The organism is Bacteroides sp. 3_1_13, from assembly GCF_001185845.1.
Lineage (GTDB): Bacteria > Bacteroidota > Bacteroidia > Bacteroidales > Bacteroidaceae > Bacteroides > Bacteroides xylanisolvens.
Genome location: NZ_KQ236956.1, coordinates 886,455 through 902,597 on the forward strand (window position 1 = coordinate 886,455; position 16,143 = coordinate 902,597).

A 16,143-nucleotide genomic window follows, 5' to 3' on the forward strand; every position below is an offset into this window, starting at 1 on the left:
TCCATAAAATAAAAATCTGTGTGAATCCGTGTAATCTGTGGTGAGCTGAAGTTAGAGGATTGTTATTTCTTCTCGTTTCTGTTCTTTTTCGCAATAATGGCATTTCACGATGCAATTATCCTTATCTATCACATGAAAGATGGTGCTCATCGGTTCATTGTTGGTAATACATTTCGGATTGGCACATTTCACGATGCCACGAAGCTCATCCGGCATTTTTACCTCTTTCTTTTCTACTACCTCGTAATCGCGGATAATGTTCAGTTTGACGTGCGGTGCTACTACCGAAATACGGTTGATCTCTTCGTCACAAAAGAATTTATCTGCAATTTTGATGATCCCTTTTTTGCCTAGTTTTTTACTGTCGAGGTTGAATCCGATCGTGATATTGCTTGTCATTTGTTCCACACCGAGCAGTTGCACTACGGTGAAGAGCTTTTCAGATGGGATATGGTCAATCACTGTTCCGTTTTTCAGGGCAGCTACTTGCAATGCTTGTTTATTTTCGCTCATAATAAAATATCGTTTTTAACGTCCTCTAATGTGATACCTAATACATCGCAAAGGATTGCTTCGCGGGCATACAGACCGTTTTGTGCCTGTTGGAAATAATATGCTTTCGGGTTGTCATCCACATCGTAAGCAATTTCGTTGACACGGGGAAGCGGGTGCAGGATACGCAGGTTCGGACGTGTGTTTTCCAACATTTTGTTACGGAGAATATATACATTCTTCACCCGTTCATATTCCATCAGGTCGGTGAAACGTTCGCGTTGCACACGGGTCATATACAGAATATCGGCGTCGGCGATAATCTCTTCGGAAAAGTCTGTATGTTCAACGTATTTTATTTGGTGCGTTTTGCAGTAAAGTTTGTATTCTTCCGGCATTTTCAATTCTTCAGGAGCGATAAAATGGAAAGTCGGATTAAAGTGTCGCATCGCCATCAGCAAAGAATGTACGGTGCGGCCGTATTTCAAGTCACCCACTAGGAAAATATTCAGATTTTCCAGCGTTCCTTGCGTCTTGTAGATAGAGTAAAGATCGAGCATCGTCTGCGACGGGTGCTGGTTAGCTCCGTCACCTGCATTGACAATGGGCACCGGGGCTACTTCGCTGGCATATCGTGCAGCTCCTTCGAGATAGTGTCGCATGACGATAATATCTGCATAGTTACTCACCATCATGATCGTGTCTTTAAGTGTTTCCCCTTTGGAAGAGCTGGTGGCCTTGGGGTCAGAGAATCCGATTACTCGTGCACCGAGACGGTTGGCAGCTGTTTCAAAACTCAAGCGGGTACGGGTGGAAGGTTCGAAGAACAGGGTTGCTACTACCTTTCCTTGTAATAACCGGCGATTGGGGTTCATTTCAAACTGCTTCGCCATTTCGAGCATGTAGAGGATTTTTTCTTTAGAATGTTCGGCAATGGTTACTAAACTTCTGTTTTCCATTTTGTTATCTTTTATGTGGATAGAACTTGTTTTACCGGAGCGTAAAGGTACGAAGAATTTGTGAAAAGCACAGATTTTTCGTACCTTTTTTATCAGCTTTTAATCAGTCGGTTTATTTCCGTCCGCTGGCTAGTGCTGCAATGATATATTTCCCCGGTGCTCCGATTTTGCTCCAGGCCGTATTGGAGAGTAGTTTCCATACTTGGGTGCCTTTCCTACCATAGTCTGATAACCGGAGAATCGTCTGCCTCTCTTTCAAATTAGTCACTTTGTGGCGTTCCAGGCTTTCTATCAGTCCGTTCATGTTGTGTGTGGCCTGATTGTATGCATACCCCGGAATTTCAAACGAAGCATCGCTTATTTCTTCTTCTTCAGTATTTAGTTTAGTTTCCTTTAGTTTAGTTTGTCGAGAAATGTCTGCATTTTCTGAACTCACCTCCTCTTGAGTTGGAAAAATGTTAGCATTTTCCTTGTTCAACTCATCCTTGTGTATCCTTTTTCTCTGTTTGGTCTCTAATAAATAAGGTAGTTGTGAGAAATCTATTTTTCTTCGTGTCGTAGCTTCGAACCACACTCTTTGAATCTGTTCCGAAGTGAGTATACCGTGTTTTTCGTAGGTTTCTTTATGGAAAAATCCTTTTTCCAATAACAGGTCGACAATCTTTTCCATCATGTCCTCTTTGATCCCGCCACCTACTTTGCGGACGAAAATAAGATTTTGTTCTTTCCCCCAAGAGATGTAATATCCCTCTTTATAGATTTTGCAAAGCAATCTCATGACCATGTAAGAAGCTAACACTCCGAATTTTGCTTCTAATAACTCCATAACCTCTTCGTCAAAAAAGTTTGCTGGTGTCGGGAAGTAAGGTATCCCTTTATTAATCATATTCATTATTCAGTATTTTTTATTAAAAACTATACAATAGCTTTCCATTCCATCAGGTTTCCGATCATGAATCTTCTCCATCCTTTTTGTTCTTCACTCCAATAGATAATAGACTCTTGTTGTGCTGTGATATTAAATTCTCTATGAAAGAATTTTTCATATCCTACCAGTGTTCCTCTTTCCAGGCAGAACGTACCATCCTGCTTATGAAAAGCTATCATTGCATTTCCATACAACATGTGTTCTATTAGTTTAATGCACTCCTGTACAATTCTCTCTGCACATTTATCCGAAATCCCCTTTTCGGCAGTAATACGTTTTTTCCATACTAATTTGCAAGCTTCCAACTTGCCTTTCTTGATCTTTTGTCTCATTTTCTTCTGTTTTTTGATTGAAAAATTAAGTTTTTATTTAAACATAAATATCCCCTGTCGGATAGTGACGGTATGCTGTTGTCATAGCGTTACTATCCTTTCATTATAGTGACGCTATGACAACAGCATACCGTCACTATTTTTTGAGAGAAATTCTTGTTGTTTTCCGACCGGTTGAAAACGGCGGCGAAGGTAGGTCTTATATTTCACTTGTCCCATTATTTTTTCTTAGTACTTGCTTTTAAGCTTTTCAGCCTGTTCTCTTTTTTCCTTTTTCTCTTTCATATATTCTTCTTCGACAGACTTTTTCAATGCCGCCAATTCTGCATGTATACTGCTAAGTTCCATTAACTTATAGCCGCCATGCTTGTGAATGTATAATACTTTTTGGTCATAGATATATTGGGCCAGATTTATCAGCTTTTTTTTCTTAGGATGGTGGAAATATCCATCAATAAAGATTCTCAAATGCATGGTGAGATAAAGGCGGATATCTCCACTGATTGCTATTCTGTTTTCCAGTTCTTCTTCACTGATGATTTCTTCCTTTGACTGTCTTCTGGGGGCTTTTTCCACTGTTTGAACATTTCTTTTTGCTTTGTTGTTTTTACTTCCTTTTTTAGATTTTTCGCTTCTCATAATTAGTTAATTTTTGCAATATTAATGAATGTTAATTTGAAAATAATATCTGGAAAGTGAAATTGAACCTGCAAAAAGATTTGTTCTTTTGTCGCTTGCCAAATAGTATATATATAAAATAACTAGTGATGCAAATGATGAATAAAAATGGATTTAGTCGATGTGGTGAGAACTACATCAATCGTTTACGAAAGGAAGGGCGTTATTCTACGGCGCACGTTTATAAGAACGCCCTTTATTCTTTCGGGAGGTATTGTGGTACATTGAATGTGTCGTTCAAGCAAGTTACCAAGGAACGTTTACGACGTTATGGTCAGTATCTTTATGAGTGTGGTTTGAAGCCCAATACGATTTCTACGTATATGCGTATGCTTCGTAGTATTTACAATCGGGGAGTGGAAGCGGGGAGTGCCCCTTATGTTCCTCGATTGTTTCATGATGTCTATACAGGTGTGGATGTCCGGCAAAAGAAAGCTTTGTCTGCTGGTGAATTACATAAGCTTTTGTATGAAGATCCCAAATCGGAACGTTTACGTCGTACACAAATTATTGCCGCCCTGATGTTTCAGTTTTGTGGAATGTCATTTGCTGATTTGGCACATTTGGAAAAATCAGCTTTAGATCAGAGCGTGTTGCGCTATAATCGAATCAAGACGAAAACTCCCATGAGCGTCGAAGTATTGGATACCGCCAGGGGAATGATAAATCAACTCTGGAGTAATCAGGAACCCATTCCCGATTGTCCGGACTATCTATTTGATATACTTTGTAATAACAAGAAACGCAAAGATGAAAGAGCATACCGTGAATATCAGTCTGCTCTTCGGAATTTTAATAATAGTTTGAAGGATTTGGCGAGAGTTTTACGGTTAAAATCTCCGGTTTCTTCTTATACACTGCGCCATTCTTGGGCAACGACAGCGAAGTATCGTGGAGTGCCAATTGAAATGATCAGTGAATCATTGGGGCATAAATCTATAAAAACGACACAAATCTATTTAAAAGGTTTTGAACTCAAAGAACGTACAGAGGTAAATAAAGGGAATTTATCTTACATTAGAAACTATCGTTTAGGTTGATAGTTAACGATAAAGTGTTAGAAATCAAGGGCGAAATGTTTCCGTTACTTCTTAGGTAACGGATAAGGTACTCATTCACAGAAAAACAGATGAAAGCAGAAAAACATGGACAGGAACTGCCTACAAAGATGTTTTTCTAACCTACGCGAAGGGAAAAGCATCTTTGGAAACAGAGTACAGGAATTTCAGGCATGATCAAACAGAATCATCATGTCCTGATATATTTTTGTTGCATATTTCAACAATTCAGAAAAAAAAGAAGATTTTACTTGTTTACTATTTGTATTTTTGCATATCTTTGCACCGAATAATTATCCGTTACCTAAGAAGTAACGGAAAAGTAAGGGGTAAAAAAGTATGATTCTAACGAAAGAAACTTTAAGTGCTGGGCCTAGTATTGGGACAGGGGAAGGCGTAGCACACTCTAAACGCTGGTATGTCGCTCTGGTCCGTATGCATCATGAAAAGAAAGTAGCCGAGCGTTTAGATAAAATGGGGATTGAAAATTTTGTACCAGTCCAGCAAGAAGTACATCAATGGAGTGACCGCCGTAAAGTGGTTGAATCCGTATTGCTTCCTATGATGGTTTTTGTACACGCTGATCCCAAAGAACGTAAAGAGGTTCTTTCCTTTTCCACTGTTAGTCGGTATATGGTAATGCGCGGTGAGAGCAGTCCAACTATCATTCCTGATGAACAAATGGCTCGTTTCCGTTTTATGCTCGACTATTCCGAAGAGGCGATTTGTATGAATAGTGCTCCTTTGGCACGTGGTGAAAAAGTGCGTGTCATTAAAGGTCCCTTGACAGGGCTTGTAGGAGAACTTGTCATGATAGATGGCAGAAGTAAGATTGCTGTCCGGTTGAATATGCTGGGGTGTGCTTGTGCAGATATGCCGATTGGATATGTGGAACCATTTAAATAGAAACAGAATAAAAGCTACTTTGTGTCCATCTCAAAACAGTTTACTTTTTTTCTAAAATTGAAATAAGCTTTTATGAAAGGAATCGTTTTAGCTGGTGGTTCAGGCACTCGTCTGTATCCTATCACCAAAGGAGTGAGTAAGCAGTTGCTTCCTGTCTTTGACAAGCCTATGATTTATTATCCGATTTCAGTCCTTATGTTGGCTGGAATCCGTGAGATCCTGATTATTTCCACTCCTTATGATCTTCCGGGCTTCAAGCGTCTTTTGGGTGATGGCTCCGACTACGGAGTACGGTTTGAATATGCCGAACAACCTTCTCCGGACGGTCTGGCACAAGCCTTTATTATCGGTGAAGACTTCATCGGCAATGATTCCGTCTGTCTGGTATTAGGTGATAATATCTTCTATGGTCAAAGCTTTACCCGCATGTTGCAGGAGGCTGTCCGTACAGTCGAGGAAGAGCAGAAAGCAACCGTATTCGGTTATTGGGTTGCCGATCCCGAACGTTATGGAGTTGCTGACTTTGACAAGGATGGAAATGTTTTGAGTATTGAAGAAAAACCAGAAAGTCCAAAATCCAACTATGCTGTAGTGGGACTCTATTTCTACCCCAATAAAGTGGTGGATGTAGCCAGACATATACAACCTTCTCCCCGTGGAGAGTTAGAAATCACTACTGTTAATCAGGAATTTCTCAATGACCACCAATTAAAGGTTCAATTATTAGGCCGTGGTTTTGCTTGGCTTGATACCGGCACGCACGATTCTCTTTCCGAAGCTAGTACTTTTATTGAAGTGATTGAAAAACGTCAGGGATTGAAAGTAGCGTGTCTTGAAGGTATTGCCCTGCGTCATGGCTGGATAACAGCGGATAAAATGCGTGAACTGGCCAAGCCTATGCTAAAGAACCAATATGGCCAGTACCTTTTAAAAGTAATAAATGAACTGGGACTGGAATAATGCCATATTCCTTTCCGGTAATTTAAATAACTAACAAACACTAATCACAGTGGAAATAATTAAAACTGCTATAGAGGGCGTTGTCATCATTGAACCCCGCCTTTTTAAAGATGACCGTGGTTACTTTTTCGAATCTTTCTCTCAACGTGAATTTGCAGAAAAGGTCCGTAAGATAGATTTTGTCCAAGATAATGAAAGCAAATCCAGTTATGGTGTTTTACGTGGTCTTCATTTTCAGAAACCACCTTATGCCCAGAGTAAACTGGTACGTGTCATTAAAGGCTCTGTCCTTGATGTGGCTGTCGATATCCGTAAAGGCTCACCAACATTTGGAGAGCATGTAGCAGTGGAATTGACTGAAGAAAACCACCGTCAGTTCTTTATTCCGCGTGGATTTGCCCATGGCTTTGTTGTCCTGACGGAAGAGGTTATCTTTCAGTATAAATGTGACAACTTCTATGCTCCCCAATGCGAAGGTGCCCTGGCTTGGGATGATCCCGCATTGAAAATCGACTGGAAGGTTCCTGCTGATAAAATAATCCTTTCCGGGAAAGACCAACATCACGAATGTCTGGAAGAAGCCAGCTGGCTATTTGATTATAACGAAAATCTGTATTAAGCTCAATGAATATTCTAGTGACAGGAGCTAACGGTCAGCTTGGTAATGAGATGCGCCGTGTATCGTCAACCAGCTCCAACCAATATATTTTTACCGATGTGGCAGAGTTGGATATAACCAGTCGTGATTCTATCCGTAAAATGGTCAATGACAACCAAATTCATGTCATCGTTAATTGTGCTGCCTATACCAATGTAGACAAGGCGGAAGACGATTTCGCGACTGCTGATTTATTGAATAATAAAGCAGTGGAGAATCTGGCTGTTGTAGCTAAAGAAACTGATGCTACCTTAATACATGTCTCTACTGATTATGTTTTTCAGGGAGACAGAAATGTCCCTTGTCGGGAAGATTGGGAAACTAATCCTTTGGGTGTGTATGGTAAAACGAAGCTGGCTGGTGAGCATAGCATACAGGAAACCGGCTGTCATTATCTTATCTTTCGTACCGCCTGGCTTTATTCCCCTTATGGGAAGAACTTCGTAAAAACAATGCGACAGCTCACATCTGATAAAGATACCCTGAAAGTAGTCTTTGATCAGGTTGGTACTCCCACTTATGCCGGAGATTTGGCAGCTGTTATCTATCAAGTGATTGAGGAGAATCAACTCTATAAAGAAGGCATCTACCATTTCAGTAATGAAGGTGTGTGTTCATGGTATGACTTTGCGAAGGAAATCTGTGACTTGAGTGGCAATGTGTGTGATATTCAACCTTGTCACAGTGATGAATTTCCCAGTAAGGTAAAACGTCCTCATTTCTCTGTACTGGATAAAACAAAGGTAAAATCTACTTTTGGAATCACAGTTCCTTATTGGAAAGACTCTCTGCAGAAATGTATACATGAATTGAAACAACAATCTGATTATTAAAATAGACATGAATTTTGCACGAAATATACTGATTACAGGTGGAGCAGGCTTCATCGGATCGCACGTTGTACGTTTGTTCGTCAATAAATATCCTGAATATCATATTATCAATCTGGATAAACTGACTTATGCCGGTAATCTGGCTAACCTGAAAGATATCGAGAATCAACCTAATTATACCTTTGTAAAGGCTGATATCTGTGACTTTGATAAAATGTTGGAAATCTTCAAGCAGTATCATATTGATGGAGTTATTCACCTGGCAGCGGAAAGCCATGTGGACAGAAGTATTAAAGATCCGTTCACCTTTGCTCAAACCAACGTAATGGGTACTCTTACCTTGCTTCAGGCTGCAAAGATATATTGGGAATCCTTGTCGGAAGGTTATGGTGGAAAACGCTTCTACCATATCTCAACAGATGAAGTTTATGGTGCATTGGAATTAACTCATCCCGAAGGAATCGATTCAGACATCTCGGCGCATGAGGTCTACGGTGATGAATTCTTTAAGGAAACGACTAAGTATAATCCACATAGTCCTTATTCAGCGTCGAAGGCCGGTAGTGATCATTTTGTCCGTGCATTTCACGACACTTATGGAATGCCCACTGTGGTGACCAACTGCTCCAATAATTACGGTCCTTATCAGTTTCCCGAGAAATTGATTCCGCTATTTATCAATAACATTCGTCATCGTAAACCGTTGCCTGTATATGGCAAAGGAGAGAATGTTCGTGACTGGTTGTATGTAGTAGATCATGCACAAGCTATCGATGTTATTTTCCATCACGGTAAGATTTCGAGCACTTACAATATTGGAGGTTTCAATGAATGGAAAAACATTGATATAATTAAGGTAATAATCAAAACGGTGGATAAGTTGCTTGGGTATCCGGAAGGATATTCTTTAGATCTGATTACTTATGTGACCGATCGCAAAGGACATGATTTGCGTTATGCCATAGATTCAACTAAACTGAAAAGCGAATTGGGTTGGGAACCTAGCTTACAGTTCGAAGAAGGAATAGAAGAGACAGTGAGATGGTACTTGGATAATCAGGAATGGATGGATAATATAACATCTGGAGAATACGAAAAGTATTATGAAGAGATGTATAATAAATGATATTATATCTATGAAAATAATCTTGGGAAATGCTCCAATTAAAAATGGGAATAGAGGATGTGTAGCATTAACTATTACTATAGCCTGTATGATTGATGAAATCATGAAGAAAGCCGGACTATCTTACGAATTATATTTGTCAGATAGTCAATATGATGATCGAAAAACACATGAGATATTAATAGGTGATCATAAAATAGAGTTTAAAGATTGTAGATATCCCATCGGCATATCTTTAAAGAATACGATAGGAACAATTATTAAAAATATAGTCAAAGGTAGTGATTTAAATATTTTTTTCAAAGCCGATTATATTTTGGATATTGGTCAAGGCGATTCATTTAGTGATATTTACGGATTTACGCGATTCAATAGCATTGACCGAATACATCGAATTGCCCATTTTTTGCATATACCTTATTGTATATTACCTCAAACGATAGGACCATTTAAAAATTATAAGGTGGAGCATCGTGCTATAAAAAGTATCTCAAATGCTTTATACTGTATGGCGCGTGACAAACAAAGTTATGATTATGTGGTTGGTAAGATACCTTCTCTGAAGTCTGTTAAAGAATACATCGATGTAGCATTTTTCCTGCCATACCACAAGATAGAGCAAGATACATCTTTTATACATGTTGGAATCAATATTTCCGCATTGCTTTGGCATGGCGGATATACTCGTAATAACCAGTTCGAGTTAAAATGTAATTATATAAACTTGGTTACTGAAATTATTGATTATTTTTTAGGAATTGAGAATGTGCAAGTACATTTAATACCTCACGTTGTCGGAGCAGAAAGAACTATTGAAAATGATTATGGAGTCAGCTACGACTTATGGAGACAATATAATAATTCTAAGCTGAAACTTGCTCCTTTAGCTCTTGGTCCTGTAGAAATTAAGTCTTATATTGCCGGAATGGATTTCTTTGTCGGTGCCCGGATGCATGCCACAATCGGAGCTTTCTCATCTGGAGTTCCAGTGGTTCCAATGGCTTACAGCAGAAAGTTTAATGGGCTGTTTATTGACACCTTGGATTATCCATATATTTGTGATATGAGAGAATCAGACCATGCAGAAATTATAAGTACTATAAGAGAATCTTTTCATTCGAGATTACAATTGAAAGAACTTATAGATGATAGAATGAATCATATCGTGTCTGAAAAAAAGAATATGTTAATGAATGACTTAACAATTTTTTTTGAGATACGTAAATGAAAGGTTAAAAAAGGAATGAATACAGTACATGATATTATAAAGAATAGCTTATGTCTTGGATGTGGTTTATGTGAAGCACTAGATAAGGAAAATTGTAAGATGGTAATCAATCAAGAAGGCTTTTACGAACCTATATTCAGAGATCAGCATCGAATAGACCATAAAGTTATTACGAAAATATGTCCAGGTATCGTTGTTCATTCACAAGTTACTAATCAATCCATTTGGGGAACTGTTAAGATCGTAGCAAATGCTTGGGCATCAGATTCTGAAATAAGAAAATCATCATCTTCAGGAGGTGTAACATCTGCACTAGCCATTTATTTGTTAGAAACAAAGAAAGTGGACGCAGTGCTTCATGTTGGCGTAGAGGAGGGAACTTACTTGTACAACAGGCTATATGCGAGTACAACAAAAGAAGATATACTGTCTAGAAACGCATCCAGATATGCTCCAGCAGCAATATTTAACAATATTATCGAATTGCTGGAAGCCGAAAAAACTTATGCGTTTATTGGAAAACCTTGTGATATAGCCGCTATGCAAAATTTCACTAAAATCCATCCTGAATATAAGCAAAAGATAGCTTACTATTTAGCCATTTTTTGTGCCGGTATGCCCAGTTATCATGCGACCAGGAAAGCACTTTCTACGTTCCATAGAGATGAAGAGCCTTTATCATTGCGCTATCGCGGAGATGGCTGGCCGGGATATTTCAAAGCTACTTATACAAATGGAGAATCTGACCGAATGACATATAACGACAGTTGGGGAAAAATATTGGGAAGAGAATTAGGTTTCAGATGTAAAATCTGCCCTGATGGCATAGGTATGTTAGCCGATATATCTTCGGGAGATTCATGGAACACCAAAGATGGTTATCCGGATTTTACAGAAGGAGATGGAAAAAACTTTTGTTTTGTACGCACAGATAAAGGACGGCAATTGTTTGCGGAAGCAAAACGATTGGGCTATATTGATATAGAGCCTTTAGATATCCAAAAAGTAAATGATATTCAAAAATATCAGTTTGATAGACGACATTTGGTAGGCTGGAGAATCATGGCTGTTCAATTTATGACACAAGGTTTGCTAAGTTATACCGGATTAGGTTATTTGCATGCGGCAATGAAGGCTAATAAAATAAAGGCTGTACGGGAACTCGTGGGAACCATAAAAAGATTTAGGAAGTTAAGGAAGCATGGGTAGCGCGAGTAAGATTACCAGTGGAGTATTATGGAGCTTGATTGTAAATCTAGTAAATTCAGTTTATGGATTTATATCTGTTCCTATACTGATTCATTACTTCGGGAAAACAGAATATGGAATCATTGGGCTAGCTATGTCTGTCAATGTTTATATGCAACTGATGGACATGGGATTCAACTCAACCAATATTAGATTCTTTTCAGTATGGTTGGTTAAGAAAAATTTTCAGAAGGCGAGTAAACTTTTTCAAACGAGTTTAGCCTTTTATGGAATTATTGGTATTTTTAATGGAGTCATATTGCTGGGTATATCTTTATTTTCGAAAGAAATATTTCATCTCAATGCTGATCAGGATGAGATCTTAAAGACTCTCTTTTATGTATTGATTATCAGTGCGATAATTAGTTGGTATTCTTCTTGTTTTGATCAACTGATAAAGGCAACAGAGAATGTAGCATGGATACAGAAAAGGACTTTGCTACCCAAGGTTTTGCAGGTGATTGTTCTGTTTATAACAATATATGCAAAATTGAATATCTTCTGGTATTTCGCACTTACCACCTTTTCGATGTTTGCCATATTGCCCCTGTCTGTCAATAAGATATTAAAAGAGATACCGACTATCTCTTTCATACCTAAATTTGATAAAGAAACATTCAAAGAAATATTACCCTATTGCTTAAATATATTCTCATTTAGTATTTTTCAATTCTCATTTTACAATCTACGTCCTGTCTTTTTGGGAATGCAAGGAAGTTTGGATTCGGTGGCAGACTATCGTGTACTAAATGGAATTATAGGAATAGTTTCGATGTTTGGGGGAATCTTTATGGGAGTGTTATTGCCTTCTACTTCAAAAATAGTTGCTCAAGGGAATGCTGAAGCCTACTATAAAGTAGCCTATGATGGAACAAAGTATATTTCGATTGTGCTTTGTTTTTGCACATTTGGCATGATGACAGTGGGGAGTGAAGTGATAACTATGTATGTCGGAGAAAGCTTCTTATATTTAATTCCATGGTTTAATATTTGGCTACTTTGCACATTGGGGGTACATAATCAAGCTATTTCAAGTTTAATATTATCAGGTTCAGATATCAGAGCGATAACCTACAATACATCCATATCTTCCATTATCGGTTTGATAGTAGCTTGGTTCTTGATACCATATTTTGAGATAGGAGGTGTTGTGATAGCATTTGCTATTTATATAATTGTTCAATTGTCATTTTACTATCTATATTATTGGCCTAAGAAAATGAACATTCAATCAGGTAGAGTATTTCTGTATTCATTTTTCCCATTTGTCATGATAGGTGTTGGTGCGACTGTACTGATTGACCTCCTCATTAACTTAGATGGAAAGATTGTTTCTTCCTTTTTTCTAAAAGGCATCCTTTTTACAATCATATACAGTATTGTTTGCTTTAGTTTTTTAAATAAAGAAGATAAAAAAATGCTATACTCAATACTGAAATTAAAGAAATGAAAGACAATTCTGTTTCAATAGCTAAAGGGATAGCCATTATTTTGATGGTTTTAGCCCATACGCGTTTTTCGGAATACGGTAACTATTGGATAAATATGTTTCATATGCCACTATTCTTTTTCTTTGCCGGATATTGTTTTAAAGATAAATATCTGGAAATACCTTCTGATTTTGTCATAAAGAGGTTCAAAGGGTTATATAAACCATTTGTGAAATGGGGCTTGATATTTCTCGTCTTGCATAATTTATTTTTCTATCTCAACATTTACAATGACGAATTTGGATTTCGAGGAATTGTACAACATCTTTACACTTGGCAAGAGATGCTTAAAAAAGCAGTGTCTATTGTTACAAGGATGTCTGACACAGAACAACTTCTTGGTGGCTATTGGTTTCTCAAGTCTTTGTTTTGGGGATCATTGATTGCTTTCTTTATTATTCGTAATGTTAAAATGTTAAATGGGGGGGGTAGCGTTGCTATGTATTACTATTCTTACATCAGTATTTCATCTTCATATACCCTATTTAGGCATTGGTGGAAGAGAACTTTTTGCTGCACTATTTTTTATTTCCGGATATTATTACCAAAAAGGTGGTTTTTGTATTCATCAGAGTTATTGGATTTTCCTAATAGGAATCGTTGTGGTTACATTGGGAGAAAGCTTTTGGCAAGCAACACTTCTGAAATTTGATAGTTGGCAAGTGATACCTTATTATATTTCGGCAATTGCTGGATTATTAGCTGTGTTTTATTTAAGTGGGACTATAAACTCAAGAAAAAATATATTCAGTCAATGCATGATTTACATAGGCAATAATACATTGACAATTTTAACTTGGCATTTTCTGTCATTTAAGCTCGTAAGTTTATTCATTATATTTTATTATCATCTCCCCATTAAACGATTAGCTGAGTTCCCTGTAATTGAGGAATACTCGCGGACGGGATGGTTTATTCTCTATCTTATTATAGGTACAATTGTGCCATTATTATTTACGAAGGTTACTAAATCATAATGTTGATATTTATTCAATTATTTGTCCTGTCCTTAGGCATATTAATGTTCAAGTTGAAGCTTGAATATAAGATTGCTATATTCTTCTTCTCTGTAATTTGTTTAGATGCTGCAATAATTAGATTTATTCCTTTTGGTGGTGCCAAGTTCTTTTTGTCAATGTGCTTTATTGGTTCAGAATTACCTCGTATCAAAAGACGAATAAAACTATTAAAGATGAAGAAAGTATTCCCATTGGTATTGATGATGATACTGGCTACATTTGTGCTAGCTTTTAATAGTGCTCATTATCAAAGTTTTGTTCAGATTTTGAGATTAATAATCGTTGAATTACTGGCAAAATATTTTGTTATCTGTTATGCATTTATTGCCATTTCCAGTCCCAGGCAATTCAAACCGTCTTTTAGAGTAGCTTATGTTGCGTTACTCATTCTTACCGTTTTTGGTATTATTAATCTAATTACAAAATATGCTATATGGATTGATATAAATTACCAAGGTATAGAGGGGGGGACTTTGGGTGATTTAGGTAGAAAATTTGTGGAAGCTGATCGTTTTAGGGTACAGGCAATGTTTCAAAATCCATTTAATTATGGGTATATATGTATCTTAATGTCTTTATTCTTTTTATATGGATATTTGAATAAAATCATATTAAAGAAGCAATTCTATATAGCTCAATTTTGTTGTTTATTTGGTATTGTATTATGTGGTTGTAGAACCGTTGTTTTATGCTATATCGTAGGATTGCTATTATTTGTTTATAATGCTTTTTCTTTAAAAAAATGGTTAGGGAAAGCTTTGGTAGTTGTAATCGTTATATTCCTTTCGCTTCCATTTATTCCTAATATTGATAAATATACTAGTCTTTTTGTCAAAGCCTTTGATACATCTACTATTGCATACGGTAATGAAGTAGGAGGTAGTAGTATTGGAATGCGTATCGTTCAGTTTACCGCAGTTCTTTATCATATAAAAGATCATCTATTATTTGGTAGAGGAAAAGATTTTTTTTCTATTGATTTAGGTTTTGGAGAAGAGGGTATTAAAACATTGATTGATAAAGATCTACTCGGGCTGGAAAGTGTGTTGATGAATTTACTTCTAGAGAGAGGAATAGTCGGTGTATTGTTCTGGTGTGTCTTTTATGGAACATTGTTGTTCTGGGCTTTTAAATTGAGAAGATATGATAAATATGCGTATTCTTTATACTTCTCATTGTTGATTGTGTATTTAACATTCTCAAATATGACAGGAGAATTAAATAGTGTATTTCCTACATTGTTATTAATAGGTGGATGCTTAAGAATTTTAAAAGAAAAGAGTATGACTTATGAAGTTTAGTATTCTAATCCCCGCATATAAAAAAGCATATTTGCAGGAATGCATAGACAGCATACTGCGACAAACTTATGAATGTTTCGAACTCATCATCGTTGATGATGCGTCACCGGAAGATCTATATTCCATTGTATCGTTATATTCCGACCCTCGCATCAAGTATTATCGGAATGAAAAGAACTGTGGAGCAACTAATGTGGTAGATAATTGGAATATTTGTCTTGGTTATGCCACTGGGGATTATGCTATATGTATGGGAGATGATGATAAGTTCCTTCCTAATTGTTTGGAAGAGTATGTCAGGTTAATAGCAAAATATCCAGGTATCGGACTGCTTCATGGTTGGACGGAGATCATTGATGAGAATTCTACAGCCTATCAAAAAACAGTTCATAGATGTGAATATGAATCTGTCATTTCGCTCATTTGGCATAGATGGCATGTTTATAATCAACAGTTTATAGGGGATTTCTGCTTTGAGGCAGCATGGCTTCGCAAACAGGGAGGGTTCTATTTTCTACCTTTAGCTTGGGGAGCTGATGATATTTCCGCTTTTATAGGTGCTTCAAAGAATGGAGTAGCTAATACACAAAGTATTGTATTTCAATATAGGCGTAATCCGTATACAATCAGTTCTACGGGGAATGTAGAGCTGAAGCTAGAAGCAATTCTAAAGGAATATGAATGGTATAAGAAATTCTTGTGTCAAGTTCCCAATAATCAAGAAGATATTTTATATTATAGAGAGTTAGTAAGAAAGCTTGATGTCTATTTCCAAAAAAAACTGGGACATAACTTGTCAAATGCGCTTAAGAATTCTAAACTATTAGTATTTATATGGGTGTTTAGGCGTTGTAAATATAATATCTCTTTTAAGGCATTTGTTTATGCTCTTTCTGAAGCATTTAAATAAGTATGAGTGATTTATGC

Annotated in this window: 17 protein-coding genes; 12 read left to right on the forward strand and 5 right to left on the reverse strand. The window is 37.1% G+C overall.

Going from position 1 to position 16,143, the window contains the following annotated elements; all coding sequences use genetic code 11:
- Positions 1 to 51: 51 nt before the first annotated feature.
- From pyrI to HMPREF9009_RS16115, 5 genes are all read right to left on the reverse strand, one after another.
- Positions 52 to 513: an aspartate carbamoyltransferase regulatory subunit gene (gene pyrI, locus HMPREF9009_RS16095; protein ID WP_004303448.1), complete on the reverse strand. Its 462-nt coding sequence runs from the start codon at positions 511 to 513 to the stop codon at positions 52 to 54.
- Positions 510 to 1,451, reverse strand: a complete 942-nt coding sequence (gene pyrB, locus HMPREF9009_RS16100; RefSeq protein ID WP_009039538.1) for an aspartate carbamoyltransferase — start codon at positions 1,449 to 1,451, stop codon at positions 510 to 512. The genes pyrI and pyrB overlap by 4 nt, the downstream gene beginning before the upstream one ends.
- Before the next feature lie 112 nt (positions 1,452 to 1,563).
- The gene (locus tag HMPREF9009_RS16105; RefSeq protein WP_008022568.1) at positions 1,564 to 2,343 is read right to left on the reverse strand and encodes a DUF4373 domain-containing protein; all 780 of its coding nucleotides are present in this window, start codon (positions 2,341 to 2,343) and stop codon (positions 1,564 to 1,566) included.
- Positions 2,344 to 2,366: 23 nt separating this feature from the next.
- Positions 2,367 to 2,711, reverse strand: coding sequence for an SH3 beta-barrel fold-containing protein (locus tag HMPREF9009_RS16110; protein WP_009039539.1), 345 nt, complete (start codon positions 2,709 to 2,711; stop codon positions 2,367 to 2,369).
- A 228-nt stretch (positions 2,712 to 2,939) separates the two neighbouring features.
- Positions 2,940 to 3,350 (reverse strand): DUF4119 family protein, encoded by a 411-nt coding sequence (locus HMPREF9009_RS16115; protein WP_049702700.1) that lies wholly within the window; start codon positions 3,348 to 3,350, stop codon positions 2,940 to 2,942.
- A 128-nt stretch (positions 3,351 to 3,478) separates the two neighbouring features.
- Between HMPREF9009_RS16115 and HMPREF9009_RS16120 the strand changes: the two genes are divergently transcribed.
- The 12 genes from HMPREF9009_RS16120 (at position 3,479) to HMPREF9009_RS16180 (ending at position 16,126) form a co-directional block, all read left to right on the forward strand.
- Complete coding sequence (locus HMPREF9009_RS16120; protein ID WP_049702701.1) at positions 3,479 to 4,429, forward strand: tyrosine-type DNA invertase cluster 3b; 951 nt, start codon at positions 3,479 to 3,481, stop codon at positions 4,427 to 4,429.
- 357 nt (positions 4,430 to 4,786) lie between these two features.
- Entirely contained in the window at positions 4,787 to 5,353 is a 567-nt protein-coding gene (locus HMPREF9009_RS16125) for a UpxY family transcription antiterminator (RefSeq protein WP_049702702.1), read from the forward strand.
- 72 nt (positions 5,354 to 5,425) lie between these two features.
- Positions 5,426 to 6,313, forward strand: a complete 888-nt coding sequence (gene rfbA, locus HMPREF9009_RS16130) for a glucose-1-phosphate thymidylyltransferase RfbA (protein ID WP_049702703.1) — start codon at positions 5,426 to 5,428, stop codon at positions 6,311 to 6,313.
- Positions 6,314 to 6,362: 49 nt separating this feature from the next.
- The gene (rfbC, locus tag HMPREF9009_RS16135) at positions 6,363 to 6,932 is read left to right on the forward strand and encodes a dTDP-4-dehydrorhamnose 3,5-epimerase (RefSeq protein ID WP_049702704.1); all 570 of its coding nucleotides are present in this window, start codon (positions 6,363 to 6,365) and stop codon (positions 6,930 to 6,932) included.
- 5 nt (positions 6,933 to 6,937) lie between these two features.
- Positions 6,938 to 7,804 carry a dTDP-4-dehydrorhamnose reductase gene (gene rfbD / locus HMPREF9009_RS16140; RefSeq protein ID WP_049702705.1) on the forward strand — a complete coding sequence of 289 codons (867 nt, stop codon included), beginning with the start codon at positions 6,938 to 6,940 and terminating at the stop codon, positions 7,802 to 7,804.
- 7 nt (positions 7,805 to 7,811) lie between these two features.
- Positions 7,812 to 8,930: a dTDP-glucose 4,6-dehydratase gene (locus HMPREF9009_RS16145; protein WP_157446483.1), complete on the forward strand. Its 1,119-nt coding sequence runs from the start codon at positions 7,812 to 7,814 to the stop codon at positions 8,928 to 8,930.
- A 10-nt stretch (positions 8,931 to 8,940) separates the two neighbouring features.
- Positions 8,941 to 10,158 (forward strand): polysaccharide pyruvyl transferase family protein, encoded by a 1,218-nt coding sequence (locus HMPREF9009_RS16150; RefSeq protein ID WP_198154754.1) that lies wholly within the window; start codon positions 8,941 to 8,943, stop codon positions 10,156 to 10,158.
- 15 nt (positions 10,159 to 10,173) lie between these two features.
- Entirely contained in the window at positions 10,174 to 11,367 is a 1,194-nt protein-coding gene (locus tag HMPREF9009_RS16155; protein ID WP_049702708.1) for a Coenzyme F420 hydrogenase/dehydrogenase, beta subunit C-terminal domain, read from the forward strand.
- Entirely contained in the window at positions 11,360 to 12,856 is a 1,497-nt protein-coding gene (locus HMPREF9009_RS16160; RefSeq protein WP_049702709.1) for a lipopolysaccharide biosynthesis protein, read from the forward strand. Before HMPREF9009_RS16155 ends, HMPREF9009_RS16160 begins: the two co-directional genes overlap by 8 nt.
- The gene (locus HMPREF9009_RS16165; protein ID WP_049702710.1) at positions 12,853 to 13,548 is read left to right on the forward strand and encodes an acyltransferase family protein; all 696 of its coding nucleotides are present in this window, start codon (positions 12,853 to 12,855) and stop codon (positions 13,546 to 13,548) included. The genes HMPREF9009_RS16160 and HMPREF9009_RS16165 overlap by 4 nt, the downstream gene beginning before the upstream one ends.
- Before the next feature lie 540 nt (positions 13,549 to 14,088).
- The gene (locus HMPREF9009_RS16175; protein WP_157446484.1) at positions 14,089 to 15,216 is read left to right on the forward strand and encodes an O-antigen ligase family protein; all 1,128 of its coding nucleotides are present in this window, start codon (positions 14,089 to 14,091) and stop codon (positions 15,214 to 15,216) included.
- Positions 15,206 to 16,126 carry a glycosyltransferase family 2 protein gene (locus HMPREF9009_RS16180; RefSeq protein WP_049702713.1) on the forward strand — a complete coding sequence of 307 codons (921 nt, stop codon included), beginning with the start codon at positions 15,206 to 15,208 and terminating at the stop codon, positions 16,124 to 16,126. Before HMPREF9009_RS16175 ends, HMPREF9009_RS16180 begins: the two co-directional genes overlap by 11 nt.
- Positions 16,127 to 16,143: the final 17 nt, after the last annotated feature.

What these genes read in the sequence shown, in the direction of transcription:
- HMPREF9009_RS16175 (WP_157446484.1), top strand. Translation starts at nt 14,089, where the DNA reads ATGAAGAAAGTATTCCCATTGGTATTGATGATGATACTGGCTACATTT.
- HMPREF9009_RS16165 (WP_049702710.1), top strand. Translation starts at nt 12,853, where the DNA reads ATGAAAGACAATTCTGTTTCAATAGCTAAAGGGATAGCCATTATTTTG.
- HMPREF9009_RS16180 (WP_049702713.1), top strand. Translation starts at nt 15,206, where the DNA reads ATGAAGTTTAGTATTCTAATCCCCGCATATAAAAAAGCATATTTGCAG.
- HMPREF9009_RS16125 (WP_049702702.1), top strand. Translation starts at nt 4,787, where the DNA reads ATGATTCTAACGAAAGAAACTTTAAGTGCTGGGCCTAGTATTGGGACA.
- HMPREF9009_RS16120 (WP_049702701.1), top strand. Translation starts at nt 3,479, where the DNA reads ATGCAAATGATGAATAAAAATGGATTTAGTCGATGTGGTGAGAACTAC.
- rfbD (WP_049702705.1), top strand. Translation starts at nt 6,938, where the DNA reads ATGAATATTCTAGTGACAGGAGCTAACGGTCAGCTTGGTAATGAGATG.
- HMPREF9009_RS16110 (WP_009039539.1), bottom strand. Translation starts at nt 2,711, where the DNA reads ATGAGACAAAAGATCAAGAAAGGCAAGTTGGAAGCTTGCAAATTAGTA.
- HMPREF9009_RS16115 (WP_049702700.1), bottom strand. Translation starts at nt 3,350, where the DNA reads ATGAGAAGCGAAAAATCTAAAAAAGGAAGTAAAAACAACAAAGCAAAA.
- pyrI (WP_004303448.1), bottom strand. Translation starts at nt 513, where the DNA reads ATGAGCGAAAATAAACAAGCATTGCAAGTAGCTGCCCTGAAAAACGGA.
- HMPREF9009_RS16145 (WP_157446483.1), top strand. Translation starts at nt 7,812, where the DNA reads ATGAATTTTGCACGAAATATACTGATTACAGGTGGAGCAGGCTTCATC.
- pyrB (WP_009039538.1), bottom strand. Translation starts at nt 1,451, where the DNA reads ATGGAAAACAGAAGTTTAGTAACCATTGCCGAACATTCTAAAGAAAAA.
- HMPREF9009_RS16150 (WP_198154754.1), top strand. Translation starts at nt 8,941, where the DNA reads ATGAAAATAATCTTGGGAAATGCTCCAATTAAAAATGGGAATAGAGGA.
- HMPREF9009_RS16105 (WP_008022568.1), bottom strand. Translation starts at nt 2,343, where the DNA reads ATGAATATGATTAATAAAGGGATACCTTACTTCCCGACACCAGCAAAC.
- HMPREF9009_RS16155 (WP_049702708.1), top strand. Translation starts at nt 10,174, where the DNA reads ATGAATACAGTACATGATATTATAAAGAATAGCTTATGTCTTGGATGT.
- HMPREF9009_RS16160 (WP_049702709.1), top strand. Translation starts at nt 11,360, where the DNA reads ATGGGTAGCGCGAGTAAGATTACCAGTGGAGTATTATGGAGCTTGATT.
- rfbA (WP_049702703.1), top strand. Translation starts at nt 5,426, where the DNA reads ATGAAAGGAATCGTTTTAGCTGGTGGTTCAGGCACTCGTCTGTATCCT.